Here is a 23665-nt window from a genome sequence, read left to right as displayed (position 1 = left end):
GATTCGCTACGCGCCGCTGATCTACCCGATCCGGACCCGCAGCCGCTCGCGGGCGGGGATGCGCGGATAGGTGCTCCCGCGCTCCACCACCTCCCAGGGGGCGGCTGCGAAGATCTCGACGGTCGCGGAGATCATCGCGATCGTCGACGGCTCGCCGGGACAACGGTGCCCCTCGGCCGGGTCTCCCCCGCCCTGCGGCACCAGCTCGAACTCGTCGACGTCTCGGCCGAGGAACCGCTCGGCCGAGAACGCGTGCGGCGTGGACCACGAACCCGGGTCCAGGTTGGTCCCGGGGACGTCGAGGACGACCCGCTGCCCCTGCGGGACGATCTGGCCGTCCCAGTCACCGTGCTGCCGCGCGATCCCGGCGAGCGCCGGGACGAACGGGAAGACGCGGCGTACCTCCTGGGTGAAGGCGTGGCGTCGCTCAGGATCCTCGGCGAGCTTCGGGCGCAGCAACGGCTCGTCGTCGAGGGCCTGGACGGCGAAGGTGCCGAGGTAGGCCACGGCGACGGCGGGCCGAAGTACGTTGAGCAGCTCCACCGCCGCGACCGGGACCGGAAGCAGGTCGCCGTGCGGGTCCCGCCAGGTGGCGATGGTCTCCACGGGCGTCGTGGGCGGGGTCGTGGCCGACCGGGCCTCCCGGATCAGTCCCCGGGCCCAGCGGTTGGCCCACAGCCGGGCCGCCCAGGCCGTCGCGTAGGAGGGCCCGGAGATGCCGAACCCGTCGACGATCCCGGCCAGTCGCCGCCCGACCTTGTCGGGGTTGCGCACCGTGATGCCGGCCCAGGCGAGGACCGCGCGAGCGTAGGCCTCGGACAGCAGGCTGAACACGCTCACCGTCTCCCCGTGACGTTCCCGGAGGGACGAATCGAGGTGGTGGCGTACCAGATCCTCGAGGTTCGAGGCCGCGGCGTCGTCGAGCAGGCCCAGGAACTGGCCCTTGCGGTGCTGGTGCTCGGCACCGTCGAGGCCGTGCACGGCGCCACGGCCGAAGAGCAGGGCGGCCAACGGCGCGGGCACCGCACCGGAGCGCCGGATGAGCTGAGGGTCGTAGAAACGGCGTACGGACGCAGGACCGCTCACGACGACGGCATCGTCCCCGAGGAGCTTGACGGGACAGACCGGCGGATCGCCGGCCCGCCGCCGAGCGTCGGGGATCGCGTGGTAGCCGTGCCGGAGCAGGTCCGCTGCGAGATCGCGGGTCATCCGGGTCGCCGCCCGTCAGGAGCCGCTGGTGACCCGGTCGCTCACGCCTGTCACGCCGACCGAGTGGGCACAGTGGGCGCAGCAGAACATGTGCTGCTCGTTCTGCACCCCGTGTCCGAGGATGCGGGTGCCGCAGTTGACGCACACGGGCGCGATCACCGCCACAGCACACTCGATCGAGTCGAAGACATGATGCTCACCCGAGGCCGTCGTCACCTCGAAGCTCTCGTCGTAGTCGTTGCCGCACGTGACGCACTTACCCATGGTCGATCCTCTCCATCGCTTCGTACCGGACTTCACGCCGGACGCCACACGGCCCGGGCCTCGAAGGCCCGGGCCGCATGGTGTCTAGGTGAAGATGCTCACCCCACCGGGGCCGACCAACAGGCCGACCACGATGAGGACTGCTCCCCATAGGATTTGGCCGCGTACCAGCGCCAGGATGCCGCCGATGACCAGGACTGCCGCGATCAGCCAGAGAATTAATGCCATTCGATCTCACCTCGGTGTGTAGTTGTTGCGGGGGATTGCTCAGACCTTGTCGTCCAAGCGGCTACGGAGCAGGGCCTTCGCCTCCTCGGCACCCTGCACGGAGTTGGCCTGCGCGCGGACGAACAGGTCCTCCAGATCGGTGTCCTTCGAGCGGCGCGCGTCCTCGATGTAGGTGTCCAGACGCAGCGCGTTGTTCAGGCATGCCTCGGCGAACCAGATGAGGTTGTAGTCCTTGTCAGGGGTACCCGTGACGACTCCGGTCTCAGCGCTCTTCGTGGTCATGCGGATCACTCCTCATGAGTTCTCTCGTTCGTACAGCCCTCCCGGTACCCACGCTCGCGCGCCTGCAAACCTCTGCGATTCGGCAAACCCTCAAGCGAGTGCGAACCGCTCCCACGAGCGGTGCGCGGCGAGCAGGTCGGGAAGCTCGGCGGCGGCCACCGAGGCGGACTCCTCGGCCCTCACGCCCGGCGCCGGCACCGCGATCCCCGCAGTCGAGATGACCTCGACCCCGTCGCCCCAGGCCAGCAGCGCCTTGCCGTGACGGAAGATCTCCTCGACGAGCAGGAGCACGTGCGCGTCCGAGGCGACCGCAGCGGCGCCGTCGGCGACCACTAGCGCGTCGAACTCGACGGAGCGAGCGGTGGAGAACGTACGCTGCACCGCCAGGTCGCCGCCGAGCGGTGCGGCCGTCGGCGCGATGAGCAGCGGCGTCATCTTCGAGCCGGCGAGCGCCGAACGCAGCCCGTCGACCTCGTCGGCCGCGCTGTCCGGGCCGACGACGATCCCGACGACCCGGCCGTCCGGCGGGTAGGAGCCGCCGAGCATCGACAGGGCCGGGCTCGGCGCCGGGTCGGCGAGCTCGCTCTCCGGCGAGGGCGCCGGCAGACCGAGTGCCGTGGCCACCCCGCCGCACAGGTCCGGCGCGATCTCGGCCAGACACTGGAGCTGTCGCTCCCGGATGGCCTGCTCGTGCACCTTGCCCAGCTCGAATGCGTACGCCGCGACGATGTGCTGCTTCTCGACCGGTGTCATCGACAGCCAGAAGAGCCGCGCCTGGCTGAAGTGGTCGTCGAACGAGGCCGGCTGCGTGCGCTGCTTGGTCGTCTCGGGCACCGTCACCGGGTTGTCCAGGAAGGCTCCCTGCGGGTCGCCGGCCATGAACGGGCAGCCGCCGTCGAGCGAGTTGGGGTGGTAGGGCGCCACCCCACGGTGCCCCTCGTGCTGGTGGAGCCCGTCGCGCAGCATGTCGTTGACCGGCGCGTGCGGCTGGTTGACCGGGATCTGGTTGAAGTTCGGCCCGCCGAGCCGGGTCAGCTGGGTGTCGACGTAGGAGAAGAGCCGCGCCTGCAGCAGCGCGTCGTCGGTGACGTCGATGCCGGGCACCAGGTTGCCGACGTGGAACGCGACCTGCTCGGTCTCGGCGAAGAAGTTGGACGGGTTCCGGTCCAGGACCAGGCGGCCGATCCGCTGGACCGGCGCAATCTCCTCGGGAACCAGCTTGGTCGGGTCGAGCAGGTCGATCCCTTCGTACGTCTGCTCGGGGGTGTCCGGGAAGACCTGGATCCCCAGCTCCCACTCGGGGTAGGCGCCGGCCTCGATCGCGTCGGCGAGGTCCCGGCGGTGGAAGTCCGGGTCGAAGCCGCCGAGCATCTGGGCCTCCTCCCAGAGCAGGCCGTGCACGCCGAGCTTGGGCTTCCAGTGGAACTTGACCAGGCTCGTCTCCCCCGCGGCGTTGACGAGCCGGAAGGTGTGGACGCCGAAGCCCTCCATCATCCGGTAGGAGCGGGAGATGCCACGGTCGGACATGTTCCACAGCGTGTGATGCTGCGCCTCGGTGTGCAGGGAGACGAAGTCCCAGAAGGTGTCGTGCGCGGACTGCGCCTGCGGGATCTCGCGGTCTGGGTGCGGCTTGCCGGCATGGATGATGTCGGGGAACTTGATGCCGTCCTGGATGAAGAAGACCGGGATGTTGTTGCCGACGAGGTCGAAGGTGCCCTCCTCGGTGTAGAACTTGGTCGCGAAGCCACGGGTGTCTCGCACCGTGTCCGCGCTGCCGCGTGACCCCAGCACCGTGGAGAACCGCACGAAGACCGGCGTCTCCCGGCCCTCGGCGAGGAAGCCGGTGCTGGTGACGGACTCGGCGGTGCCGTACGCCGTGAAGGTGCCGTGCGCACCGGCTCCGCGGGCGTGGACGACGCGTTCGGGGATCCGCTCGTGGTCGAAGTGGGTGATCTTCTCGCGCAGATGGTGGTCCTGGAGCAAGGTCGGGCCGCGCTCGCCCGCCTTCAGGGACTTGTCGGTCTCACGTAGGCGCACACCGCCCGAGGTGGTCAGCCACTCGGTCTGCTCAGGGGCGCCGGGGCTCGGCGTGTCGGTCATAGCGGTCCTTCGGTCGGGGACAGAGCCTTTACCTCCCGTACCCGCGCCGACGGCTCACGATGCCCGGACCGTGCCCGGCTCACCTCACGGCGTCTGTCGCGACCCACCGGAGCACGTCGTCCCACTCGTCGAGGAACCGCTCCAGTCCATAGCGCTTTCTCGCGTACCGGCGCCCGATCAGCCCGGCCTCCTCGGCGACGTCGGGATCCTTCATCAGGTGGCGTACGGCCGGGACGATCTCGTCACGGCGGGTGGTGACGAAGCCGGCCTCGTGCGGCACCGCGAGCGGCGTCTCGGTCGTGGCCAGGGCGACGACCGGCATGCCGAGGTGCATCGCCTCGAGCAGGGAGAGCCCCAGCGAGGTCCAGCGGTTGAGGTGGACGTAGACGCGACGTCGCGGGAGGTGGTCGTGCAGATCCTGCTGCGACAGGTCCTCGTACGTCCGCAGCCCCTCGCACGCCGGCAGGCGCTCGACGCGCATGCCGAAGACGTCGGCGCCGACGCCCTCGGCCAGCGCCGGGATCAGGTCGGCGCCGACCGAGCGGCCTCGGCGTACGGGATCGTTGACGACCACCCCGGCGCGCTCGATGTCTCCGGTGTAGCGGCGGCCGGGGTCGACGATGCCGTGCTCGATCACGGTGGTCGGGGTGCCGTCGCAGTCCCAGACGAGGTCGTTGAAGCCGGTCACGTGCACGATCGGGATACGGCCGCCCGCCATCGGGTGGCGGGTGTCGGGAACCGCACCGGCGGGGGTGTTGTGCTCCAGGTAGACGGCGGGCAGGTCGCGGCCAGGACGCCGTCCGCCGAGCCACCGCTCGGCCAGCTCGACCTCGTGCGGACGCTGCAGGACGACGAGGTCGACCTCCTCGTCCACGAGGGCCTCGTAGCTCACCTCGCGGGCAGCCGACGGCCAGTCCCAGGTGCGGGCGCGGCCGAGGCCGTCCGGGCCGCGGTCGGGCGTGGTCGGGAGGAGGTAGTCGTGGCGACCGTGCACGAACGCCGTCGTCCAGGAGCCGTGCACGTGCCAGATCAGGATTCTCATTCCCTGTCGGTGCCCGGGAGCACCTTCGGTGATGCGGAGAACCAGGACAAGTTCCGCGGAGAAGCGGTTCAAAGCGCTTCGCCCCGGGTACCCGAAAAGCACTTCGCATCCCTCTCAGGTCCGGAAGGCAGCACAGATGAAGGTCCTTGGCGTCAATGCCCTCTTCCATGACCCCAGCGCAGCACTCGTCGTCGACGGCGTGACGGTCGCGGCGACCGAGGAGGAGCGCTTCTCGCGCCGCAAGCACGGTCACCGGCCGGTGCCGTTCGCCGCGTGGGAGCTCCCCGACCACGCGATCCGATGGTGTCTGGAGGAGGCGGGACTCGAGCCCGGGGACCTGGACGCGGTGGCGTACTCCTACGACTGCTCCCTGGCCCGGCCTGCGGACGACATGGGGCTGCACGATCCCTGGGACAGCCTCCGCCAGGCGTACGCCTCCCATGCGCCTGACTTCCTGACCAACATCCTGCCCGGGCTGGACCGGGCGGCCATCCGCTTCGTGCCGCACCACGTCGCCCACGCCGCCTCCGCGGCACTGGCCTCGCCGTACGTCGCCGACGGCTCCGACGTGCTCGTGCTCGACGGCCGCGGCGAGTGCCACAGCCACCTCGCCGGCCGCTACGACGAGCACGGGTCGCTGACGACCCTGCGCACCCAGGCGCTTCCGCACTCGCTCGGGCTCGTCTTCGAGGAGCTCACCGAGCATCTGGGGTTCCTGCGCGCCAACGACGAGTACAAGGTGATGGCGCTCGCCTCCTACGGCAAGCCGTACGCGGCCAGCGGGCACCGGATGTACGAGCTGACCGAGCGGATCCGGCTCACCGGTGACGGCGGGTTCATCACCGAGCCCATCGACTGGTCCGCCCTCGCGCCACGGCTGAGGCCCGGCGAGCAGCTGACCTCCGACCATGCCGATCTGGCCGCGAGCGTGCAGCTGCGCTTCGAGGAGGTCCTCGTCGAGCTGGCCCGGTGGCTGCGCGGACGAACCCATGGGAACCACCTCACGCTCGCCGGTGGGGTGGCGCTCAACTGCGTCGCCAACACCGCGCTGGTCGAGCGCAGCGGCTACGAGAACATCTGGGTCCAGCCGGCCGCCGGGGACGCCGGCACGGCGCTCGGCGCCGCCCTGCAGGTCGCTGCCGACAACGGCGAGGACCTCGAGCCCATGCCGGGCGCGGCCCTCGGCCGCGAGTGGCCGGAGGAGGAGATCGAGGCGGCGCTGCGTACGGCCCGGGTGGCCTACGAGCGGCCCGACGACCTGGCCGCGACCGTCGCCGAGACACTGGCCGGCAACGGGATCGTCGCCTGGTTCCAGGGGCGCAGCGAGTTCGGTCCGCGCGCGCTCGGGCATCGTTCGCTGCTCGCCCATCCCGGGCGTCAGGAAAACCTCGAGCGGATCAACGACGTCAAGGGCCGCGAGCAGTTCCGGCCGGTGGCGCCGATGGTGCTCGCCGAGCGGGCCGCGGACATCTTCGAGCGCGGGCCGCTGCCCTCGCCGTACATGCTCTTCGTCCACGACGTCGCCGCCGAGTGGCACACGGTGATCCCGGCGGTCACCCACGTCGACGGCACCGCCCGGGTCCAGACCGTGGATCCCGAGAGCGAGCCGCTGGTCGCGCGGATGCTGAAGGAGTTCGAGGCCCGGACCGGACTGCCCGTCGTGATCAACACCAGCCTCAACACCGCCGGCCGGCCGATGGTCGACTCGCCGCGAGACGCCCTGGAGTGCTTCGGGTCGGCCCCGATCGACCTGCTCGCCATCGGACCGTTCGTCGTACGACGCGCAAGGACGTTCTCATGACCATCGAGACCACCATCGTCATCCCGACCCTGGGCCGGCCGAGCCTGTGGGTGCTGCTGGACGCGCTGGCGAGCCAGACCGTCCCGCTGCACCACCCGGTGATCGTCGTCGACGACCGTCCCGACGGGGACGATCTGGCCGTCGGCGACCTTCCGATCGACGTCGAGGTCGTCCGCACCGGAGGCGGCGGCCCGGCCCGTGCCCGCAACATCGGCTGGCGGCACACCCGTACGCCCTGGGTCTCCTTCCTCGACGACGACGTGGTGCCGGACGTGTCCTGGTATCGCGACCTCATCGCCGACCTGCGCCTGCTCGAGGACTACCCCGAGCAGGAGATCTTCGGGAGCCAGGGACGCCTCACCGTCCCGCTCCCCGACGATCGTCGCCCCACCGACTGGGAGCGCGGCACCGCGAGCCTGGAGACCTCGGCGTGGATCACCGCCGACATGAGCTACCGGCGCGACCGGATCGCCGCGGTGGGCGGGTTCGACGAGCGCTTCCGGCGGGCCTTCCGCGAGGACGCCGACCTGGCCCTGCGCCTCGGCGCCGACCGCGGCCGGATCGTCACCGGCAGCCGACACGTGACCCATCCCGTGCGGCCCTCCGACGACTGGGCGAGCCTGCGGGCGCAGGCGGGCAACGCCGACGACATCCTGATGCGGGCCATCCACGGGCCGGGCTGGCACGAGCGCGCGAAGGCTTCCGAGGGGCGCCGGAAGGCCCACCTGGCCACCACCGCGTCCGGAGCTCTCGCCGTCGCTTCCCTGCTCTCCGGACGGCGACGGCTCGCCACCGCCGGGGCCTTGGGCTGGCTCGCCGGCACCGTCGAGCTCGCGCGTCACCGCATCGCCTCAGGCCCGCGAACCGCCGACGAGATCCGGCGGATGCTGCTGACCAGCGCCGCGATCCCCGCGGCCGCGACCTGGCACCTGCTTCGCGGCATCGGGCGCCACCACGATGCCCCGCCGTGGCGAGGCATCCCGGAACTGGTCCTGCTCGACCGTGACGGCACCCTGATCGAGGACGTCCCCTACAACGGCGACCCCGCTCTGGTACGCCCGCTGCCCGGTGTCCGCGAGGCCCTCGACCGGCTGCGGGCGGAGGGCGTCCGGCTGATGATCGTGACCAACCAGTCCGCCATCGGCCGCGGCGTCATCAGCGAACAGCAGGCCGACGCCGTCGATGACCGGGTCATCGAGCTGCTCGGCCCGTTCGAGGCGGTGCTCCGCTGCCCGCACTCCCCCGACGACCGCTGCGAATGCCGCAAACCCGGTCCTGACCTGATCAAACAGGCACTCGCCAGCACCGGCGTGCATCCCGACCGCGCGGTCATGGTCGGCGACATCGGCAGCGACGTCGACGCCGCGAAGCACGCCGGCGTGAGCGGCATCCTGATCCCGACGCTCCAGACCCGTCGCGAGGAGGTCGACGCCGCCCCGCGCACCTGCGCCGGCCTCGTCCAGGCCGTCGACCAGATGCTGGGAGGAGTGTGGTGAGGTCCCTCGTCGTACGCCTCGACTCGATGGGCGACGTGCTCCTCGCCGGTCCCGCGGTGCGCGCGATGGCGGCGACCAGCGACCACGTGACGATGCTGTGCGGCCAGCGCGGCCGCGAGGCCGCCGAGCTGCTGCCGGGGGTCGACGAGGTGCTGTGCTGGGAGGCGCCGTGGATCGTCGCCGACCCACCTCCGGTCGATGCCGACGAGGTCGACCTGCTCCGCAAACGGCTCGAGGCCGGCCTGTTCGACCGGGCGGCGATCCTCACCAGCTTCCATCAGTCACCGCTGCCCACCGCGCTCGTGCTGAGGATGGCCGGGATCGACCGCGTGGGCGCGGTGAGCACCGACTACCCCGGCTCGCTGCTCGATCACCGGGTGCGGGTCGACGAGGACATCCCCGAGCCCGAACGGGCTCTCGCCGTCGCCACCGCCTGCGGCGGCCGGCTCCCCGACGGCGACGACGGCCAGCTGGCCGTCCGTGCCCGTCAGGCTCCCGCGGACCTTCCGGCTCCGTACGTCGTCCTGCATCCCGGCACCTCGGCACCCGCCCGTGCCTGGCCGGCGCAGCACTTCCGCCAACTGGGCGAGCAGCTGCGGCTGCTCGGGCTCGGCGTCGCCGTGACCGGTGACGCCGAGGAGCGCCCGCTGACTGCGTACGTCGCCGGGGACGGCGGCTGCACCGACCTCGGCGGGGCTCTCGGACTCGGCGAGCTCGCCGGCGTTCTCGAGCGGGCCAAGGCGGTGGTGGTCGGCAACACCGGACCTGCCCATCTGGCCGCTGCCGTCGGCACTCCCGTGGTCTCGCTCTACGCACCGACGATCAGCGCCGAGCGCTGGGCACCCTACGGCGTCGACCGGGTGCTCCTCGGCGACCAGCATGCTCCTTGCCGCGACACCCGGGCCCGTGAGTGCCCGGTGCCCGGGCACCCGTGCCTGACCGGCGTCGCGCCGGACGAGGTCATCACCGCGCTCGGCACCCTCGGCGTACGTCCCATCGAAACCGCGGAAAGGAGCCACTGATGCGTGTCGCACTCGTCTCTGAACATGCCAATCCGCTCGCCGCTCTCGGCCGTGAGGACGCCGGCGGACAGAACGTCCACGTCGCGGCGCTGGCCACCGGACTGGCGGAGAACGGCCACGAGGTCACCGTCTACACCAGGCGCGACGACCTCGCCACGCCGGCACGCGTCCGGACCGACGGCTACGTGGTCGAGCACGTCCCGGCCGGACCGCCGGCCGAGGTCGCCAAGGACGACCTCCTCCCCTACATCCCGGAGATGGCCAGGCGGCTCCAGGAGGCATGGCTCATCGAGCCACCCGACCTGGTCCACACACACTTCTGGATGAGCGGGCTGGCCTCGCTCCCCGGCGTCCGGGAGCAGGGCGTACCACTGGTGCAGTCCTTCCACGCCCTCGGCTCGGTCAAGCGCCGCCAGCAGGGCGACGCCGACACCAGCCCGCCCGAGCGGATCGGGCACGAGCGCCGGCTGTGCGTCGAGGCAGACACCGTCATCGCCACCTGCACCGACGAGGTCCGCGAGCTCCGCCGGCTGGGTCTCCCCGACGGCCGCGCGACGATCATCCCGTGCGGCGTCGACACCGACCTGTTCCGTCCCGGCCCCGGCCGGCTCGCCGACCGGCTGCGGCTGCTCGTGCTCGGCCGGATGGTGCCCCGCAAGGGGTTCGGCAACGCGATCGAGGCTTTCGCCCGCCTCGTCCACGACGAGGGTCTCGACGTCGAGCTGATCATCGCCGGCGGCCCGTCGCGCAAGGACCTCGACTTCGACCCGGAGGCGTTGCGACTGCGGCAGATCGCCGAGCACCACCACGTCGCCGGCCGCACGACCTTCCTCGGCAGCGTCGACCGCGACGACGTGCCCGGCCTGATCCGCAGCAGCGACGCCGTGGTCACCGTGCCCTGGTACGAGCCCTTCGGAATCGTCCCGGTCGAGGCGATGGCCTGCGGCCGCCCGGTGGTCGGCACCGCCGTCGGCGGACTCCTCGACACCGTGGTGCCGGGCGTCACCGGCGACCTGGTGAAGCCGAGGGACCCCGTCGAGCTGGCCCGCGTCCTGGCCGCCCTGCTGCGCGACCCCGAGCGCCGACGGCGCTACGGCGATGCCGGCCGGCGGCGTGCGGTCGAGCGGTACGACTGGCGCCATGTCCTGGCTGCCACCGAGGACCTCTACGAGCGGGTCACCCGACCTGCCCGATCCACCCGATCCATGCGATCCATCCTTGCGAAGGAGGCAGTCCGATGACAACGACCCCATGCGCCCACGAACACCTCGCCGAGCTGAGCCAGACTCTGCGTCGGTTCGACGGCTGCGTCGACATCGCCGACGAATGGGGCGTACGCCTCGCACACATCCTCGAGTCGGGCAACCGACTCCTCGCCGCGGGCAACGGGGGCAGCGCCGCCCAGGCCCAGCACCTGACCGCCGAGCTGGTCGGTCGCTACCGAGAGGACCGCGCTCCGTTCTCGGCGATCTGCCTCTCCGCGGAGACGTCCAGCCTGACCGCCATCGGCAACGACTACCCGCCCGAGGAGCTCTTCGCCCGCCAGGTCGAAGCGCACGGCCGGCCCGGCGACGTACTCATGCTGATGTCCACCAGCGGTCGCAGCGGCAACCTGCTCGCCGCCGCCCGCCGTGGGCGTCGCGCGGGACTGCGGGTCTGGTCGATGACCGGCCCGGTTCCGAACCCGCTGGCCGATCTCTCCGACGAGCACTGCTCCGTCGAGGCCCGCTTCACCGCAACCGTGCAGGAGATGCACCTGGTCGCACTGCACATCATGTGCGCCGCCCTCGACCGCGAGCTCGGCGTCGGCGAGCCGGCACACGCTTCGGTCGAGGATCTGGAGGTTCTCCGATGAGCCTCAGGATGGTCGTCGTCGGCGACGCCCTGCTCGATGTGGACGTCACCGGAGACGTACGCCGCCGCCTGCCCGAGGCGAACGCGCCGGTGATCGACGATCCGAAGGAGCGGCTGCGCCCCGGCGGGGCCGCGCTGGCAGCCGCCCTGGCCGCGGCCGACGGCCACGACGTGGTGCTGGTGACCGCGCTCGCGGCCGATGCGGCGGGCTCGCGGATCCACGAGCTGTGCCGGGACGCGGGCGTCACCGTCCTCGCCGTCCCCCAGGACGGCAGCACCCCGGTCAAGCGTCGGATCATCGCCGACCAGAAGCCCGTTGCGCGGCTGGACGAGGGCGCCTGCGGGTCGATCGAGCCCGTCCCGCCCGATGCGCTCGACGCGATCAGCGCGGCCGACGCGGTCCTCGTCTCCGACTACGGCCAGGGACTCACGAGCGTCGACAACCTGCGCCGCGCCCTGACCGGCGTGGCCAAGGCGACGTCGACCCCCATCGTCTGGGACCCGCATCCGCGCGGGGAGGCGCCGATCCCCGGCGTACGTCTCGCCACTCCCAACCGCGCCGAGGCCGCCGCCTTCGCCGGCCAGGCCGCGGGCACGGATGCGAGCGAGCATGCGGCTGCTCTGGTGGACGCCTGGCAGGCCCAGGCCGTCTGCGTCACCCTGGGCTCGGACGGTGCTGTCTTGGCCGAGGGCCAGGCTGCGCCGCTGGCGATCCCCGCTCCCACCGTCGGACCGCACGACACCTGTGGCGCCGGCGACCGCTTCGCCGCCACCGTGACGGCGAGCCTCACCGGCACTACAGCGACCGAGGCGGCCATCAAGACCGCCGTCGAGGCCGCCGGCGACTTCGTGGGCTCGGGCGGGGCCGCCGCGTTCACGCCCGTCGAACGGCGAACCAGAGCACGAACGATCGTCGCCACCGGCGGGTGCTTCGACCTCCTCCACGCCGGGCACGTCGCCACCCTCCAGGCGGCCCGGCGTCTCGGCGACCGCCTGATCGTGTGCCTCAACTCCGACGACTCCGTCCGCCGCCTCAAGGGCGAGGACCGCCCGGTCGTCCCCGAACGGGACCGCGCCCGGCTGCTGGCCGCACTCGACTGCGTCGACGACGTGGTCGTCTTCGACGAGGACACCCCGATGCACGTGCTCTGCCGGATCCGTCCCGACATCTGGGTCAAGGGCGGTGACTACGCCCAGGACGACCTCCCCGAGAGCGATCTGCTGGCGACCTGGGGCGGACGGACGGTCGTGGTGCCCTTCCACGGCGGCCACTCCACCACCTCGCTGATCGAGACCGCGCGGGCCACCTCGGGCTGATGACGACGGCGCTCGTCTATCGCGCGCTGGGGCTCGGCGACCTGCTCGCCGGGGTGCCGGCGCTGCGTACGCTCCGCCGCGCGCTGCCGCGACACCGCATCGTGCTCGCGGCACCCGCGGCCCAGACCCGGCTGATCGAGCTCGCCGACGTCGTCGACGAGGTCATCCCGACCGAGGAGCTCGAGCCGGTCGCCTGGACGGGCCCTCCCCCGGACCTCGCCATCGACCTGCACGGCAACGGTCCCGCCTCCCGCGACCTGCTCCGCGTCCTCGGTCCCGGGCGTCTGATCGGCTTCGGCGAGCCCGGCGGACCCGCCTGGGACCAGACCGAGCACGAACGGGAGCGCTGGTGCCGGCTTCTCGCCGAGACCCTGGGCGCCGAGGGCGATCCCGACGACGTACGGCTCGCGCAGCCCCCGGACCGGGCACCGCGCGAGCCGGCGATCCTCATCCATCCCGGCGCCGCCTCCGGTAGCCGCCGCTGGCCGCCCGACCGCTTCGCCGAGCTGGCCACACACCTGGCGATCGCCGGCGTCCCGGTCCTCATCACCGGGTCATCGGGCGAACGCGACCTGGCCGAGGACGTACGTCTCCGGGCCGGTCTCGCGCCCGACGCGAACCTGGCCGGCACGACCGACCTGATCGGGCTCGCGGCCCTGGTCGCCGGTGCGCACCTGCTGATCAGCGGCGACACCGGCGTCGCTCATCTGGCCCCGGCGTTCGCGACGCCGTCGGTGACCCTGTTCGGCCCCACCCCGCCCGCCCTCTGGGGTCCGCCGCCCGGTCCTCACATCGCGCTCTGGCGCGGCACCGTTCCTGGAGACCCGCACGGCTCCGATCCCGACCCCGCCCTCCTGCGACTGAGCATCAGCGAGGTCACCGCACCGGCTCTGCGGCTGTTGCGACAGTCGAGCGCGTCTCCTCCATCCACCGCGCCGTACGTTTGAGCCCTTCCTCGAGCGACATCTCCGGCTCCCAGCCGAGCAGCAGCCGGGCACGGGTCAGATCGGGGCGGCGTACGTGCGGGTCGTCCGCCGGCAGCGCCACATGATGGATCCGCGACTCGGATCCGGTCAGGTCGATGACCATCCGGGCCAGCTCGAGCATCGTGACCTCGTGGTCGTTGCCGATGTTGACCGGTCCCGCCACATCGGCGCAGGCGAGCCGCAGCAGGCCCTCGACGGTGTCCTCGACCCAGCACAGCGACCGGGTCTGCGAGCCGTCGCCGGCGACCGTCAGCGGCGCTCCGCTCAGGGCCTGGTTGAGGAAGGCCGGCACGACCCGGCCGTCGTCGAGACTCATCCGCGGTCCGTAGGTGTTGAATACGCGCGCCACCGCGACGTCGACACCCCGCTCGCGGGCATAGGCCATCGTGGTCGCCTCGGCGAACCGCTTGCCCTCGTCGTAGACGCTGCGTACGCCGATCGGGTTGACGTGGCCCCAGTACTCCTCGCGCTGGGGATGCTCCTCGGGCTCCCCGTAGACCTCGGAGGTGGAGGTGAGCACGAACTTGGCGTTGTGGCGGGCTGCCAGCTCGAGTGCGTTGACCGTGCCCTCGCTCGCCACTCTTAGCGTCTCGAGAGGCAGCCGTTGGTAGTGCTTCGGCGAGGCCGGGCAGGCCAGGTGCATCACCAGGTCGACGCCACCGGGGTCGGGGATCGATTGGCTGGCGTCGGCGAGGGTGATCGCGAACCCGGGACGGCCGAAGAGATGCTCGATCTTGTCGGCCGAGCCGGTGAGCAGGTTGTCGACGATCCACACCTGCGCCCCGGCATCCAGGAGTCGCTCGCTCACCCACGAGCCGACGAACCCGGCCCCGCCCGTGACCACCACCCGGGCACCGCTCAATGACTCTTCCCAGTCGTTCATCGCGGATACGCCTCGTTCCGAAGCGTCACCACGGCGCTCTGCAGGCACGCCTCCTCGGGAAGCGAGACCGCGAACCGGATCAGGTCCGCCACGATCGTCGGGTCCATCATCCGCTCCGGCGGCAGCCCCCACTGGTCCATCATCGGGGTGGCCATCGCCGCGGGGTTGATCGCGCTGACCCGGACCGGCCACTCGCGCTCGCGGGCCTCGGTCTGCATGACCTCGGTGAGCTTGAGCAGCGCCGCCTTCGATGAGTTGTACGCCGCAGCACCCGATCCCACCGTCAGCGCACTGATCGAGGCGATGTTGACGATGTCGGCGACCGGCTGGGCAGGCCCGTCCTCGAGCGCCAGCCGGTGACGTACGAAGGCACGCGAGAGGCGCATCGGACCGTCCACGTTGACGCCGAAGACCCCGTCCCACTGCTCGTCGTCGATGTCGACCAGGTCCGAGCCGCGATCGGTGCCGGCGTTGTTGATCAGCAGGTCGAAGCGGGCCCCGAACCGTTCGGAGAGGTCGGCGACCGTGTCGTCGACGGCCGAGGGTGAGGTGACATCGAGGTCGACCGCCTCCGTCTCCCCGCGCCGCGGCTCACCCCGGATCAGCTCGACGGTCTCCTTGGCGGCCTTGGGATCCTTGTCGCTGGCGACGACGTACGCTCCGGAGACGCTGAGCACCCGACTCGTGGCCCGTCCCAGCCCGCTTCCGGCACCGGTCACCAGCGCGACCCTGCCGTCGAGACCGTTCGTGCCGAACATTTCGTTCATGGTGTTCCTTCCAGCGCGTGTGTCCGTCCACCTGCACCGGTACCCGAAGCCACTTGTCGCAGCCCGGCCGTCCCGCATACCACCCGAAGGGGTGGTTGCGCCGTCGAAGACGCACACCCGCGGGGGTGAACCTTGCGGCGAAGCCGTTGGGAAGCGGCCGAGACGGGCACTACCTACACATGACGACGACGACTTTCGAGACAGACCTACCCCGGGCCGAGCGACAGCGTCTGACCTCAGAGCTGCTGGCGAAGGCACACACCGCGGAAGGAGAGGAGCAGGACCAGATCCTCGAGGAGGTGATCCTGCTCAACGCCGCGGTGGCTCGCTCGATCGCGCACCGCTACACCGGTCGCGGCATCCCCCGCGCCGACCTGGAGCAGGTGGCGTACATCGCCCTGGTCCGTGCCGCCAAGAGCTTCCACCCCGACCGCGCCGACGACTTCCTCACCTACGCGGTACCCACGATCCGCGGTGAGGTGAAGCGCTGGTTCCGTGACCACGGCTGGACCGTGCGGCCGCCGCGCCCCATCCAGGAGCTGCAGAGCACGCTGCTGCGTATCGGGTCGGAGCGTGGCAACCTGCCCACCTCCGAGCTGGCCGAGATCGCCCACGTGCCGGAGCAGAAGGTACGCGAGGCCCTCGACGCCCGCGGCTGCTTCACCCCCTCATCCCTGGATGCTCCGCTTCGCCCCGGCGAGGCGCAGTCCTCGGCCGAGGCGACCATCGGCGACATGCTGCCCGGCATCGACGGTGGACTGGCCGACTGCGAGACCCGTCTCGCGCTGGAGCAGGCGATCCACGCGCTGTGCCCGCGTGACCAGCTCGTGGTGAGGCTGCGCTTCATCGAGGACCGTAGTCAGGCCGAGATCGGCGAGGCCATCGGCGTCACCCAGACCCAGGTCTCCCGGATCCTGACCCGGATCATCGACGAGCTGCGCGAGCAGCTCGAAGGAGTAGGAATCGCTGCATGACCCGCACCCACCACGGGTACGGGACACGAAAGCCGACCCCGACACAAGGAGATCTGGCATGACGTTCTCAACGATCACCGGCGAACGCTCCAAGAACGCTCAGCGCTCGCTGTGGAACGGCACGACGCCCAAGAGCAAGTGGCAGGAGTCGTCCTGGGGCAAGCGGATCACGGCTGTCGCCGCCTTCGCGGCCCCGATCATGATCACCGTCGCCACCACCGTCATCCGCAAGAAGGGCACCGACGCTCTGCTGCGAAAGTTCAAGGGAGGTAAGAAGAAGTGAGGACGAAACGCAACCTCTTCACCTTCGCTCTTGGTGGGGTAGCCGGCTACGTCGTCGGCCGCTACCCCGCCGCCACGTACGAGAAGCTGCGTGACGGAGCCGGCATCACCATGGGCTTGGCCCGCGAGCGGATCGGCATCATGTCCGAGAGCTTCCCGATCGGGCGGCCTGGGTATCACCGAGCTCCCGCCCAGCCTCCGGACAACGCTGACGGTGTCTTCGAGCGGACTTCGACGGCTTACGTTTCTCGGCCGCATCCGTAGCCGTTCTGGGGGCTCTTTCGGGGTGTGGGCCGCCGACCCGTTACGGATGGTCTTCTCGACGGAGCCCGGAGTCAAGGACGGCCTTCGGCCGCCGGCTTCGCCGGTCGCCTTCGGCGATCCCTGACACCGGGCTCCGTCGAGAATTTTGGCTGTATATCGGGTCGGCGGCGGGGTTTGGTGCCGATTCCTTTGGTTGGGTACGGGCTCGGGATCAGTGGCCGGCCGCGTCCGAGCGGCGCAGCGCCTCGTCGGCGCCTACGTCAGTGGGCGCGACCTTGTGAACCGTTCACAAGCGAGCCGGCGCCTTTGACCGGATCGGATTCACTGCCAGCCGGATCATGAGTTCCCCGCTCATCCGAAGAGTTCCCCACGTACGCGGAGCTTCCCCACCCTCCGGAGCGTGGGGAACCTTCACCGCAGTGGGGAAATGTCCCTGCCGGCAGGGAACCGGCGAGCGTGGAGTCTAAAGAGTCCTCCCACGGCGGCAGTGGAGCACCCTTGCCGACCAACTGATGTTTGCTGGGCGAGGCATAGGCCTCGCCCAGCCGCTTGAACCTCATCCCCACCTAGGTGGCCCGAAGGGCCACCCTCACACCCCATAGACCCCAACCAAACGCGCAACAATCTCCCCGCGCCACACCCGGGCCGCCGCCCCGATAGCGAGCCAAACCTTTCTCGAAAACGGGTCGGCGGCCCACGGTCCCCCGTAAAACAGAACTAGCGCCCGACAGCCTTCTCGAGCTCAGCCTTGCTCATCTTCGAACGCCCCTTGACGTTCTTGTCCTTGGCCTCCTCGTACAACTGAGCCTTGGTGCGCCCGCCGGGGCCGCGGTGGCTGCGCAAGCCACCGCGGCGGCCTGAGGAGATGTCCTTGGTCGAGGTGCGGCTGCGCTCGCGGGATTCGCCACCGCGGGCGCGCTCCTTGTTCACCGTACGAGCCGCGATCTCCTCGGCGGTGTCCTCGTTCTCACCGCGGTCGAGCAGACCTTCCTTGATGTGCTCGTACTGTCGTTCTCGCTTCTTGCTCCAGGCACGCTGCGGCATCTCAGCTCCTCCTCCTTTTCGGCTGATCGAAGCGCTCCTCGTCATCGGCGACGCGCTTGTTTCGGTGGGCGTCGTAGAGCCAGGCGGCGATGCCGGCGAGGATCACGATCACCCCGATCACGGTGAAGATGACGGCTTGGGTAGTCATATTTTCCGGTACCCCCCACATGCATCGATTACGCGGCGACGGCGACCCGCATCCGTCGGATGATCCGGGCCAGGGCGCGGGAGACCTGCGCCTGCGTGGCACCGATCTGCTCGCCGATCTCGGCCTGGCTCAGGCCGTCGACGAAGCGCAGCCGCAGAATCAGCAGATCCGTCTCGCGGAGGTCACCGATCGCCTCCCCCACCAGGACTCGCGCCTCGGCGCGGTCGAAGCCGGGGTCGGCCTCGCCGAACTGCTCGACGAGCGAGTCCACCCCGTCGTCCACCCGCTGAGGCGGTACGCAGCGGACCAGGTCCCGGAAGCAGCGACGCATCTCGCCCTTGGCCATCGGCACGGCGTAGCTGAGGAACTCACCCTGGGCGGGGTCGTAGCGGCGAGCGGCCTTCACCAGCCCCATGTGCGCGGCCTGGCGTAGGTCGTCGGCCTCGACACCGCGGCCCGAGTAACGGGCGGCAAGTGAGCGTGCCACCGGGAGGTGACGTACGACAAGATCCTCCTGCTGAAGCGGAGGCAGCGGCGATGCTTCCTGTGTCGTATCCATGATCCGAGTCTTTCGCGCAGTCCAGCGAAAGGCACCGGCTCAGGGGAGAAATGGCCCCCAGGGGTGAGTTCAACCCCCACAGCACACTCACCCCTGAGGGTTAGAACCGCGGTCCCGGGTCCGTTGCCGAGACCGCGGCACCGACAGTGCAATCGTGGTGTCCACCCCCGTACCGTGGCAGGCGGAAGTCACCCAGACTGCTCTGTCGATACGCTATCGGTAACCATCCGTGCCCCCACCGATGCACTCGACTCCAGAGAATTCTCGTCAGGCGGCGCGAAGCCATGGGTGATCGCCCAGCTCACCGCCTGACTGCGGGTGGCGACATTGATCTTCCGGTAGGCCTGACGGATGTGGCTCTTGAGCGTGTTCACGCTCACCACGAGCTTGGCGGCGATCTCCTTGTTGGACAGCCCCTGGGTGATCAGGGCGAGCACCTCGACCTCACGAGTGCTGAGCCCCGCGATCGTGCCCATCCGGTCCTGGTGCTCGCCGATCGGCTCGCCGGCGGCGGCGAGCTCGATGCTGCGTACGAGGTCACCGGCGTGCACGCTCATCGACACCCAGGCATGGGCTCCCAGCGAGTACGCCTGGGCCCTCAGATCGGGGCGCATGTCGCGGCTGAAGACCAGCACCTTGGCGTCGGTCTCATGCAGCAGGTGCTGGAGATCGGCGCCGTCGGTCAGGTAGAGACCGAAGGTGTCGTAGAGGATCACGTCGACGCCCGGAGCCCGGCTGCGTACCGACGGAAGAGCGGTCACGACCACGCGGTCGGGAAAGTCCGTGAGCATGCTGACGAGCCCACGCATGACAACCTCTTGCGGGCTGACCACCGCGACCCGCACTACCCCCGACCTCATCACTCCTGAACCTTCTCAGATCGGTGGTCAATTGGACAGGTGTATGGGCAGAACACGCCGTGGGTACCAGGGACGATGTCCAAAGAACTCGAGACAGGAGCAGCCCATGTCGCACGTCACCGAAGACCTCAAGAAGGCCTCTGAGCTACCCGAGGGCGACGTGGTCAGGATCCTGCTGCAGCAGCACGCCGGCATCCGGCAGCTCTGCGCGACGGTGGGGAACTCCGAGGGCCCGGCCAAGCGCCAGGCGTTCGACGACCTCCGGGTCCTGCTCGCGGTGCACGAGACCGCCGAGCAGATCGTCGTCCACACGGTCACCTCGACCCACGGCGGCGAGACGCTCGCCAAGGCTCTCAACGCCGACGAGAAGGAGGCCACCGAGATGCTGGCCCGGCTCGAGGAGGTCGGTGTCGACAGCCCCGAGTTCGACGAGACCTTCCCGATCTTCCAGATCGCGGTCGAGCAGCACGCCGAGGAGGAGGAGCGAGTCGAGTTCCCGCTGCTGCTCACCACCATCGACGAGACGTCTCGGCACATGATGGGCAAGCGGCTGACCGCGACCGAGCTCATCGCGCCGACCCACCCCCACCCCAGCTCCGCCGGATCGGTGCCCAAGCAGGTGGCCACGATGCCGTTCCACTCCATCGTCGACCGCGTCAAGGACGCGCTCCGATCGTGACGTGGCACAGTGGATGCTGAACGGCATCGACGACAGCATCGAAGTCTTCAGATGGGAGCAGAGAACATGGTCGAGAAGGAAACCCAGGATCCCGTGACCGGCGCTGACGAGAGCACCGAGTCCCCGATCCCCTTCCCCACCCCGGAGCGGGTCGAGGAGGAAGGCGAGGAGCGCGACCGCCAGGACGAGACCGAGGAAGAGACCTTCCCCGCCAGCGACCCGCAGTCCAGCTGGGCAGGTCCCGCGGATCCGCGGGACCGCTGATCCTCAAGCCTTCCAGGCAGTGTGGCCAGGGTCGGCCGGGCCCTCGACGCGGTATCGCAGATGCGTCACCCGGTCGCCCTGGACCACCTCGGGACCACTGAGCAGCACCGAAGATGCGTACGTCCCGAAGAACGGCTTCCCCCTGCCGATGAGCAACGGTGCGACATCGAGCTGGATCTCGTCCACCAGACCGGCAGCGAGCGCCTGACCCGCCACCTCGCCGGCGCACAGGCCGATCGGGGTGCCGCCGGCCAGCTCCTTCGCCTTGGCGACGCCCGCCTCGACCGAGGTCTCGAAGTGGTAGCTGGCCTCGGGGTGCCACCCCTCCGGCTTGGGCCGGTGGCTGACGACCACCACATGGTCGCCGGTCGGCGGCTTGCCCTCCCAGCCGTTGGTCATGTCGAAGAGATGGCGTCCGATCACCATCGTCGTCGACCTCTCCCAGAAGTCGCGTACGTAGTCCCACGACGCCTTCGAGATCCGTCCGGCACCGCCGAGCACCTCGACGTCGCCGTTGTTGTACCAGTCGAAAAGGTGCCCCGGCATGTCGTCCTCGTAGCCGATGAACCCGTCGACCGACACGACCGCCTGCATGATCACCGTCATCGTCCCCACCACTTCCGATAGTCAACCGATTGGTTGACTATTAGGAAAGCCCGAAGCGGCGCCGTTTGTCAACCATTTGGTTGATGAACGGCGCCGCTCGACGGTGGTCCGAACGCCTCAGGCGAGCCCGCGACGCTCCAGCAGCGGGGCGATCGGGGCCGGCCGACCGCGCCACTCCGCATAGGACTCCAGCGGGTCCCGAGTGCCGCCGATGCCGATCACATAACGGACGTACGCCTCGCCGTTCTCCCTGGTCAGACCGCCGTTCTCCTTGAACCACGCGACCGTGTCGGCATCGAGGACCTCGGACCAGATGTAGGAGTAGTAGGCCGAGGCGTAGCCGCCGAAGATGTGCTTGAAGTACGCCGTGTAGTAGCGCGAACGCACCGCCGGGTTGTCCAGCCCGACCGCCGAGAGCGCGGCCGCCTCGAACTCCTCCACTGCCTCCGGCGAGGTAGGCACCTCGGCCGGACCGAGCTCGTGCCAGGCAAGGTCGATGAGCGCGGCCGCCAGGTATTCGGAGGTCGCGAACCCCTCGTTGAACGTGGCGGACGCCTCGAGCTTGCCGAGCACGTCGGCCGGGATCGGCTCGCCGGTCTCGTGGTGCACGGCGTAGTTGGCGAGCACGTCGGGCCAGAGCATCCACATCTCGTTGACCTGGGACGGGTACTCGACGAAGTCGCGGTAGACCGACGTCGCCGCGAACCGCGGGTAGGTCGCCCGCGCCAGCAGCCCGTGGAGCGCGTGGCCGAACTCGTGGAAGAGCGTGTTGACCTGGTCGAAGGTGAGCAGCGTCGGCTCCCCCGGCGCCGGCTTGGGCACGTTGAGGTTGTTGGTCACGACCGCCGACGGCTCACCCAGCAGCGTGTTGGCGGTGACGTAGGAGTTCATCCACGCACCGCCCTTCTTCGAGTCCCGGGTGTAGAGGTCGAGCAGGAACAGCCCGATCGGCTCGCTGTCGCGGGAGACCTCGAAGACGCGTACCTCGGGGTGGTAACCCTGCAGGTCGGGCCGCTCCTCGAAGGTCAGTCCGTAGAGCCGGCCGGCGGCGAAGAAGACGCCGTCGCGCAGCACCCGGTCGGCCTCGAACCACGGCCGCAGGACGGCCAGGTCGACGTCGTGCTCCGAGACCCGGACCTTCTCCGCGTAGAAGGGCCAGTCCCAGGTCTCGATCGGTCCGCCTGCCGACGCCTCGAGGGCGGCCTGCTCGGCCCGCGCGTTGCGGGCCGCCGGCGCGGCCAGCCGCTCCAGCATGTCGCGGACGGCCTTCGGTGTGCCGGCCGTGTTGTCGGCGGTCACCAGACCGGCGTAGCTGTCGAAGCCGAGCAGCTGGGCCTTCTCGGCCCGCAGCCGCAGCGCGTCGAGCGCGATGGCGCGGGTGTCGTTGGCGTTGCCGCGCGAGCCGCGGGCGAGCTGTGCCTCGAACAGCCGCTGCCGGAGCTCGCGGTTCTCGAGCACCGACAGGTAGGGGTGGGCGGTGAAGAGGGTCAGCGTGATCAGGAACTTGCCCGCCAGTCCCCTGCCCTCGGCGGCCGCCGCGGCCGCGGAGATCTCCCCCGGCGTCAGCCCGGCGAGCTCCTCGACGGTGTCGACGACAACGGCGAGGTCGTTGGAGTCGGCCTGCGCCGCCTGCCCGAAGGCCGCCTCCAGGCCGGAGATCTCCTGGTTGAGCTCCCGCAGCCGTGCCTTCTCCGCTGGCCCCAGCGCAGCGCCGGCGAGCACGAAGTCGCGGTGGTAGCGCTCGACCAGATAGCGGTCCTCACCCTCCAGCTCGGCCCGCTTCTCATAGACCGCGTTCACCCGGGCGAAGAGCGCGTCGTCGAGGAGCAGCGCGTCGTGGTGGGCCGCCAGCCGCGGAGCGTACGCAGCATGGAGCTCGTCCAGATCGTCGTCGGAGTCCGCGGAGAGCAACGAGAAGAAGATCCGCAGGACCCGGTCCAGCCGCTCGCCGGACCGCTCCAGGGCAACCAGGGTGTTCTCGAACGTCGGCTCGTCGGCGGAAGACGTGATCGCGGCGAGCGCAGCCAGCTGCTCAGCCATCCCCTGCTCGATCGCCGGGCCGTAGTCCTCGATCGCGATGTCCGCGAAACGGGGCAGACGGTGGGGCAGGTCACTGGGCTCGAGTAGGGCGTCGATCACATCGCGCACGCTATCTGAAACAGCGCGAGGACGGCCCGCGGATATCGGCTACCTTGACGTCATGGCCGATTTCGATGACCTGCTTGCCGCGAACCAGACCTACGCCGAGACGTTCGACACCGGCGGCTTCGACGGCGTCGCCCACGCCGGAGTAGCGATCGTGACCTGCATGGACTCCCGCATCGAGCCGCTGGCCATGCTGGGCCTGAGCCTCGGGGACGCCAAGATCTTCCGCAACCCTGGTGGCCGGGTGACCCCGCAGGCGATGGAGGCGCTGGTGCTCGGCGTGCACCTCCTCAACGTCAAGCGCATCCTCATCGTGCCCCACACCCGCTGTGCGGTCGCCTCCAACACCGAGGCCGAGCTGCGTGCCAAGCTCGCCGAGTCCGCCGGCCAGGACGCCTCCTGGCTCCACCTGCACGTCGTCGACGACCAAGTCCGTGCGCTCGCCGAGGACGTCGCCAAGGTCCGCTCGCACCCGTTCGTCCCCGAGGACGTCAAGGTCGGCGGGTTCATCTACGACGTCGACACGGGGTTGCTCAACCAGAAGATCTGAACCTCCGCCCCCAAGAACGCGGGGTCGAGATCTACCCCT

At 70.2% G+C, this 23665-nt stretch carries 27 protein-coding genes; 13 read left to right on the top strand and 14 right to left on the bottom strand.

The window, feature by feature from the left end:
• Positions 1-21: 21 nt before the first annotated feature.
• The 6 genes from ABTW65_RS24400 to ABTW65_RS24375 all read right to left on the bottom strand — a co-directional run bounded on the left by ABTW65_RS24400 (position 22) and on the right by ABTW65_RS24375 (position 5125).
• On the bottom strand, positions 22-1209 hold the full coding sequence (locus ABTW65_RS24400) for a cytochrome P450 (protein ID WP_350664974.1): 1188 nt from the start codon (positions 1207-1209) through the stop codon (positions 22-24).
• 15 nt (positions 1210-1224) lie between these two features.
• Positions 1225-1473 (bottom strand): metallothionein, encoded by a 249-nt coding sequence (locus tag ABTW65_RS24395; protein ID WP_350664972.1) that lies wholly within the window; start codon positions 1471-1473, stop codon positions 1225-1227.
• Positions 1474-1557: 84 nt separating this feature from the next.
• Entirely contained in the window at positions 1558-1701 is a 144-nt protein-coding gene (locus ABTW65_RS24390; protein WP_328531433.1) for a GPGG-motif small membrane protein, read from the bottom strand.
• Between the two features lie 39 nt (positions 1702-1740).
• Positions 1741-1983: a hypothetical protein gene (locus ABTW65_RS24385; RefSeq protein ID WP_350664970.1), complete on the bottom strand. Its 243-nt coding sequence runs from the start codon at positions 1981-1983 to the stop codon at positions 1741-1743.
• 90 nt (positions 1984-2073) lie between these two features.
• On the bottom strand, positions 2074-4083 hold the full coding sequence (locus tag ABTW65_RS24380; protein ID WP_350664968.1) for a catalase: 2010 nt from the start codon (positions 4081-4083) through the stop codon (positions 2074-2076).
• 79 nt (positions 4084-4162) lie between these two features.
• Complete coding sequence (locus ABTW65_RS24375; RefSeq protein WP_350664967.1) at positions 4163-5125, bottom strand: glycosyltransferase; 963 nt, start codon at positions 5123-5125, stop codon at positions 4163-4165.
• Between the two features lie 136 nt (positions 5126-5261).
• Here ABTW65_RS24375 and ABTW65_RS24370 point away from each other — a divergent pair, with 136 nt between their 5' ends.
• From ABTW65_RS24370 to ABTW65_RS24340, 7 genes are read left to right on the top strand one after another with little or no spacing between them, the layout of a single operon-like run.
• Positions 5262-6926, top strand: a complete 1665-nt coding sequence (locus ABTW65_RS24370) for a carbamoyltransferase family protein (RefSeq protein ID WP_350664965.1) — start codon at positions 5262-5264, stop codon at positions 6924-6926.
• On the top strand, positions 6923-8422 hold the full coding sequence (locus ABTW65_RS24365; protein ID WP_350664963.1) for an HAD-IIIA family hydrolase: 1500 nt from the start codon (positions 6923-6925) through the stop codon (positions 8420-8422). The genes ABTW65_RS24370 and ABTW65_RS24365 overlap by 4 nt, the downstream gene beginning before the upstream one ends.
• Positions 8419-9444: a glycosyltransferase family 9 protein gene (locus tag ABTW65_RS24360; RefSeq protein WP_350664960.1), complete on the top strand. Its 1026-nt coding sequence runs from the start codon at positions 8419-8421 to the stop codon at positions 9442-9444. Before ABTW65_RS24365 ends, ABTW65_RS24360 begins: the two co-directional genes overlap by 4 nt.
• Positions 9444-10685: a glycosyltransferase gene (locus ABTW65_RS24355; RefSeq protein WP_350664958.1), complete on the top strand. Its 1242-nt coding sequence runs from the start codon at positions 9444-9446 to the stop codon at positions 10683-10685. Before ABTW65_RS24360 ends, ABTW65_RS24355 begins: the two co-directional genes overlap by 1 nt.
• Complete coding sequence (locus ABTW65_RS24350; RefSeq protein ID WP_350664956.1) at positions 10682-11299, top strand: D-sedoheptulose-7-phosphate isomerase; 618 nt, start codon at positions 10682-10684, stop codon at positions 11297-11299. Before ABTW65_RS24355 ends, ABTW65_RS24350 begins: the two co-directional genes overlap by 4 nt.
• Positions 11296-12615 (top strand): D-glycero-beta-D-manno-heptose 1-phosphate adenylyltransferase, encoded by a 1320-nt coding sequence (rfaE2, locus tag ABTW65_RS24345; RefSeq protein WP_350664954.1) that lies wholly within the window; start codon positions 11296-11298, stop codon positions 12613-12615. Before ABTW65_RS24350 ends, rfaE2 begins: the two co-directional genes overlap by 4 nt.
• On the top strand, positions 12615-13562 hold the full coding sequence (locus ABTW65_RS24340) for a glycosyltransferase family 9 protein (protein ID WP_350664952.1): 948 nt from the start codon (positions 12615-12617) through the stop codon (positions 13560-13562). The genes rfaE2 and ABTW65_RS24340 overlap by 1 nt, the downstream gene beginning before the upstream one ends.
• Here ABTW65_RS24340 and ABTW65_RS24335 read toward each other — a convergent pair.
• Both ABTW65_RS24335 and ABTW65_RS24330 read right to left on the bottom strand, forming a co-directional pair.
• Positions 13492-14484 (bottom strand): UDP-glucuronic acid decarboxylase family protein, encoded by a 993-nt coding sequence (locus ABTW65_RS24335; protein WP_350664950.1) that lies wholly within the window; start codon positions 14482-14484, stop codon positions 13492-13494. The two genes, ABTW65_RS24340 and ABTW65_RS24335, sit on opposite strands and share 71 nt — an antisense overlap.
• Positions 14481-15251: an SDR family oxidoreductase gene (locus tag ABTW65_RS24330; RefSeq protein ID WP_350664948.1), complete on the bottom strand. Its 771-nt coding sequence runs from the start codon at positions 15249-15251 to the stop codon at positions 14481-14483. The genes ABTW65_RS24335 and ABTW65_RS24330 overlap by 4 nt, the downstream gene beginning before the upstream one ends.
• Before the next feature lie 179 nt (positions 15252-15430).
• Here ABTW65_RS24330 and ABTW65_RS24325 point away from each other — a divergent pair, with 179 nt between their 5' ends.
• Genes ABTW65_RS24325 through ABTW65_RS24315 form a run of 3 tightly spaced genes read left to right on the top strand, consistent with a single transcriptional unit; the run spans position 15431 to position 16771 of the window.
• Entirely contained in the window at positions 15431-16225 is a 795-nt protein-coding gene (locus tag ABTW65_RS24325) for a sigma-70 family RNA polymerase sigma factor (protein WP_350664945.1), read from the top strand.
• A 58-nt stretch (positions 16226-16283) separates the two neighbouring features.
• On the top strand, positions 16284-16508 hold the full coding sequence (locus ABTW65_RS24320) for a hypothetical protein (protein ID WP_350664943.1): 225 nt from the start codon (positions 16284-16286) through the stop codon (positions 16506-16508).
• Positions 16505-16771, top strand: coding sequence for a hypothetical protein (locus ABTW65_RS24315; RefSeq protein WP_350664941.1), 267 nt, complete (start codon positions 16505-16507; stop codon positions 16769-16771). The genes ABTW65_RS24320 and ABTW65_RS24315 overlap by 4 nt, the downstream gene beginning before the upstream one ends.
• Positions 16772-17488: 717 nt before the next feature.
• Here the strand turns inward: ABTW65_RS24315 and ABTW65_RS24310 are convergent.
• From ABTW65_RS24310 to ABTW65_RS24295, 4 genes are all read right to left on the bottom strand, one after another.
• Positions 17489-17815: a plasmid stabilization protein gene (locus ABTW65_RS24310; protein WP_350664939.1), complete on the bottom strand. Its 327-nt coding sequence runs from the start codon at positions 17813-17815 to the stop codon at positions 17489-17491.
• A gap of 1 nt (position 17816) precedes the next feature.
• Positions 17817-17963, bottom strand: a complete 147-nt coding sequence (locus ABTW65_RS24305) for a hypothetical protein (RefSeq protein ID WP_350664937.1) — start codon at positions 17961-17963, stop codon at positions 17817-17819.
• A gap of 28 nt (positions 17964-17991) precedes the next feature.
• Complete coding sequence (locus ABTW65_RS24300) at positions 17992-18522, bottom strand: sigma-70 family RNA polymerase sigma factor (protein WP_350664935.1); 531 nt, start codon at positions 18520-18522, stop codon at positions 17992-17994.
• Positions 18523-18710: 188 nt separating this feature from the next.
• The gene (locus ABTW65_RS24295) at positions 18711-19382 is read right to left on the bottom strand and encodes a helix-turn-helix transcriptional regulator (RefSeq protein ID WP_350664933.1); all 672 of its coding nucleotides are present in this window, start codon (positions 19380-19382) and stop codon (positions 18711-18713) included.
• A gap of 106 nt (positions 19383-19488) precedes the next feature.
• On the opposite strand from ABTW65_RS24295, the gene ABTW65_RS24290 reads away from it, so the two are divergent.
• Complete coding sequence (locus tag ABTW65_RS24290; protein ID WP_350664930.1) at positions 19489-20061, top strand: hemerythrin domain-containing protein; 573 nt, start codon at positions 19489-19491, stop codon at positions 20059-20061.
• Between the two features lie 66 nt (positions 20062-20127).
• The gene (locus ABTW65_RS24285; RefSeq protein WP_141804014.1) at positions 20128-20325 is read left to right on the top strand and encodes a hypothetical protein; all 198 of its coding nucleotides are present in this window, start codon (positions 20128-20130) and stop codon (positions 20323-20325) included.
• 3 nt (positions 20326-20328) lie between these two features.
• On the opposite strand, the gene ABTW65_RS24280 is transcribed toward ABTW65_RS24285, so the two are convergent.
• Together ABTW65_RS24280 and ABTW65_RS24275 are read right to left on the bottom strand one after the other, a co-directional pair.
• Positions 20329-20931: a dihydrofolate reductase family protein gene (locus tag ABTW65_RS24280; RefSeq protein WP_350664928.1), complete on the bottom strand. Its 603-nt coding sequence runs from the start codon at positions 20929-20931 to the stop codon at positions 20329-20331.
• A 117-nt stretch (positions 20932-21048) separates the two neighbouring features.
• On the bottom strand, positions 21049-23070 hold the full coding sequence (locus ABTW65_RS24275) for a M3 family metallopeptidase (protein ID WP_350664926.1): 2022 nt from the start codon (positions 23068-23070) through the stop codon (positions 21049-21051).
• 61 nt (positions 23071-23131) lie between these two features.
• Between ABTW65_RS24275 and ABTW65_RS24270 the strand changes: the two genes are divergently transcribed.
• Positions 23132-23626 (top strand): beta-class carbonic anhydrase, encoded by a 495-nt coding sequence (locus tag ABTW65_RS24270; protein WP_350664925.1) that lies wholly within the window; start codon positions 23132-23134, stop codon positions 23624-23626.
• Positions 23627-23665 lie beyond the last annotated feature (39 nt).

Source organism: Nocardioides sp. NPDC127503, assembly GCF_040302165.1.
GTDB lineage: Bacteria > Actinomycetota > Actinomycetes > Propionibacteriales > Nocardioidaceae > Nocardioides.
The sequence above is the reverse complement of the archived record's forward strand: the minus strand, read 5'-3'. Positions and strand labels throughout refer to the sequence as shown.

What these genes read in the sequence shown, in the direction of transcription:
- ABTW65_RS24355 (WP_350664958.1), top strand. Translation starts at nt 9,444, where the DNA reads ATGCGTGTCGCACTCGTCTCTGAACATGCCAATCCGCTCGCCGCTCTC.
- ABTW65_RS24310 (WP_350664939.1), bottom strand. Translation starts at nt 17,815, where the DNA reads ATGCCGCAGCGTGCCTGGAGCAAGAAGCGAGAACGACAGTACGAGCAC.
- ABTW65_RS24280 (WP_350664928.1), bottom strand. Translation starts at nt 20,931, where the DNA reads ATGACGGTGATCATGCAGGCGGTCGTGTCGGTCGACGGGTTCATCGGC.
- ABTW65_RS24320 (WP_350664943.1), top strand. Translation starts at nt 16,284, where the DNA reads ATGACGTTCTCAACGATCACCGGCGAACGCTCCAAGAACGCTCAGCGC.
- ABTW65_RS24270 (WP_350664925.1), top strand. Translation starts at nt 23,132, where the DNA reads ATGGCCGATTTCGATGACCTGCTTGCCGCGAACCAGACCTACGCCGAG.
- ABTW65_RS24330 (WP_350664948.1), bottom strand. Translation starts at nt 15,251, where the DNA reads ATGAACGAAATGTTCGGCACGAACGGTCTCGACGGCAGGGTCGCGCTG.
- ABTW65_RS24295 (WP_350664933.1), bottom strand. Translation starts at nt 19,382, where the DNA reads ATGAGGTCGGGGGTAGTGCGGGTCGCGGTGGTCAGCCCGCAAGAGGTT.
- ABTW65_RS24400 (WP_350664974.1), bottom strand. Translation starts at nt 1,209, where the DNA reads ATGACCCGCGATCTCGCAGCGGACCTGCTCCGGCACGGCTACCACGCG.
- ABTW65_RS24290 (WP_350664930.1), top strand. Translation starts at nt 19,489, where the DNA reads ATGTCGCACGTCACCGAAGACCTCAAGAAGGCCTCTGAGCTACCCGAG.
- ABTW65_RS24340 (WP_350664952.1), top strand. Translation starts at nt 12,615, where the DNA reads ATGACGACGGCGCTCGTCTATCGCGCGCTGGGGCTCGGCGACCTGCTC.
- ABTW65_RS24380 (WP_350664968.1), bottom strand. Translation starts at nt 4,083, where the DNA reads ATGACCGACACGCCGAGCCCCGGCGCCCCTGAGCAGACCGAGTGGCTG.
- ABTW65_RS24370 (WP_350664965.1), top strand. Translation starts at nt 5,262, where the DNA reads ATGAAGGTCCTTGGCGTCAATGCCCTCTTCCATGACCCCAGCGCAGCA.
- ABTW65_RS24375 (WP_350664967.1), bottom strand. Translation starts at nt 5,125, where the DNA reads ATGAGAATCCTGATCTGGCACGTGCACGGCTCCTGGACGACGGCGTTC.
- ABTW65_RS24300 (WP_350664935.1), bottom strand. Translation starts at nt 18,522, where the DNA reads ATGGATACGACACAGGAAGCATCGCCGCTGCCTCCGCTTCAGCAGGAG.
- ABTW65_RS24350 (WP_350664956.1), top strand. Translation starts at nt 10,682, where the DNA reads ATGACAACGACCCCATGCGCCCACGAACACCTCGCCGAGCTGAGCCAG.
- ABTW65_RS24395 (WP_350664972.1), bottom strand. Translation starts at nt 1,473, where the DNA reads ATGGGTAAGTGCGTCACGTGCGGCAACGACTACGACGAGAGCTTCGAG.
- rfaE2 (WP_350664954.1), top strand. Translation starts at nt 11,296, where the DNA reads ATGAGCCTCAGGATGGTCGTCGTCGGCGACGCCCTGCTCGATGTGGAC.
- ABTW65_RS24390 (WP_328531433.1), bottom strand. Translation starts at nt 1,701, where the DNA reads ATGGCATTAATTCTCTGGCTGATCGCGGCAGTCCTGGTCATCGGCGGC.
- ABTW65_RS24285 (WP_141804014.1), top strand. Translation starts at nt 20,128, where the DNA reads ATGGTCGAGAAGGAAACCCAGGATCCCGTGACCGGCGCTGACGAGAGC.
- ABTW65_RS24305 (WP_350664937.1), bottom strand. Translation starts at nt 17,963, where the DNA reads ATGACTACCCAAGCCGTCATCTTCACCGTGATCGGGGTGATCGTGATC.
- ABTW65_RS24335 (WP_350664950.1), bottom strand. Translation starts at nt 14,484, where the DNA reads ATGAACGACTGGGAAGAGTCATTGAGCGGTGCCCGGGTGGTGGTCACG.
- ABTW65_RS24325 (WP_350664945.1), top strand. Translation starts at nt 15,431, where the DNA reads ATGACGACGACGACTTTCGAGACAGACCTACCCCGGGCCGAGCGACAG.
- ABTW65_RS24365 (WP_350664963.1), top strand. Translation starts at nt 6,923, where the DNA reads ATGACCATCGAGACCACCATCGTCATCCCGACCCTGGGCCGGCCGAGC.
- ABTW65_RS24385 (WP_350664970.1), bottom strand. Translation starts at nt 1,983, where the DNA reads ATGACCACGAAGAGCGCTGAGACCGGAGTCGTCACGGGTACCCCTGAC.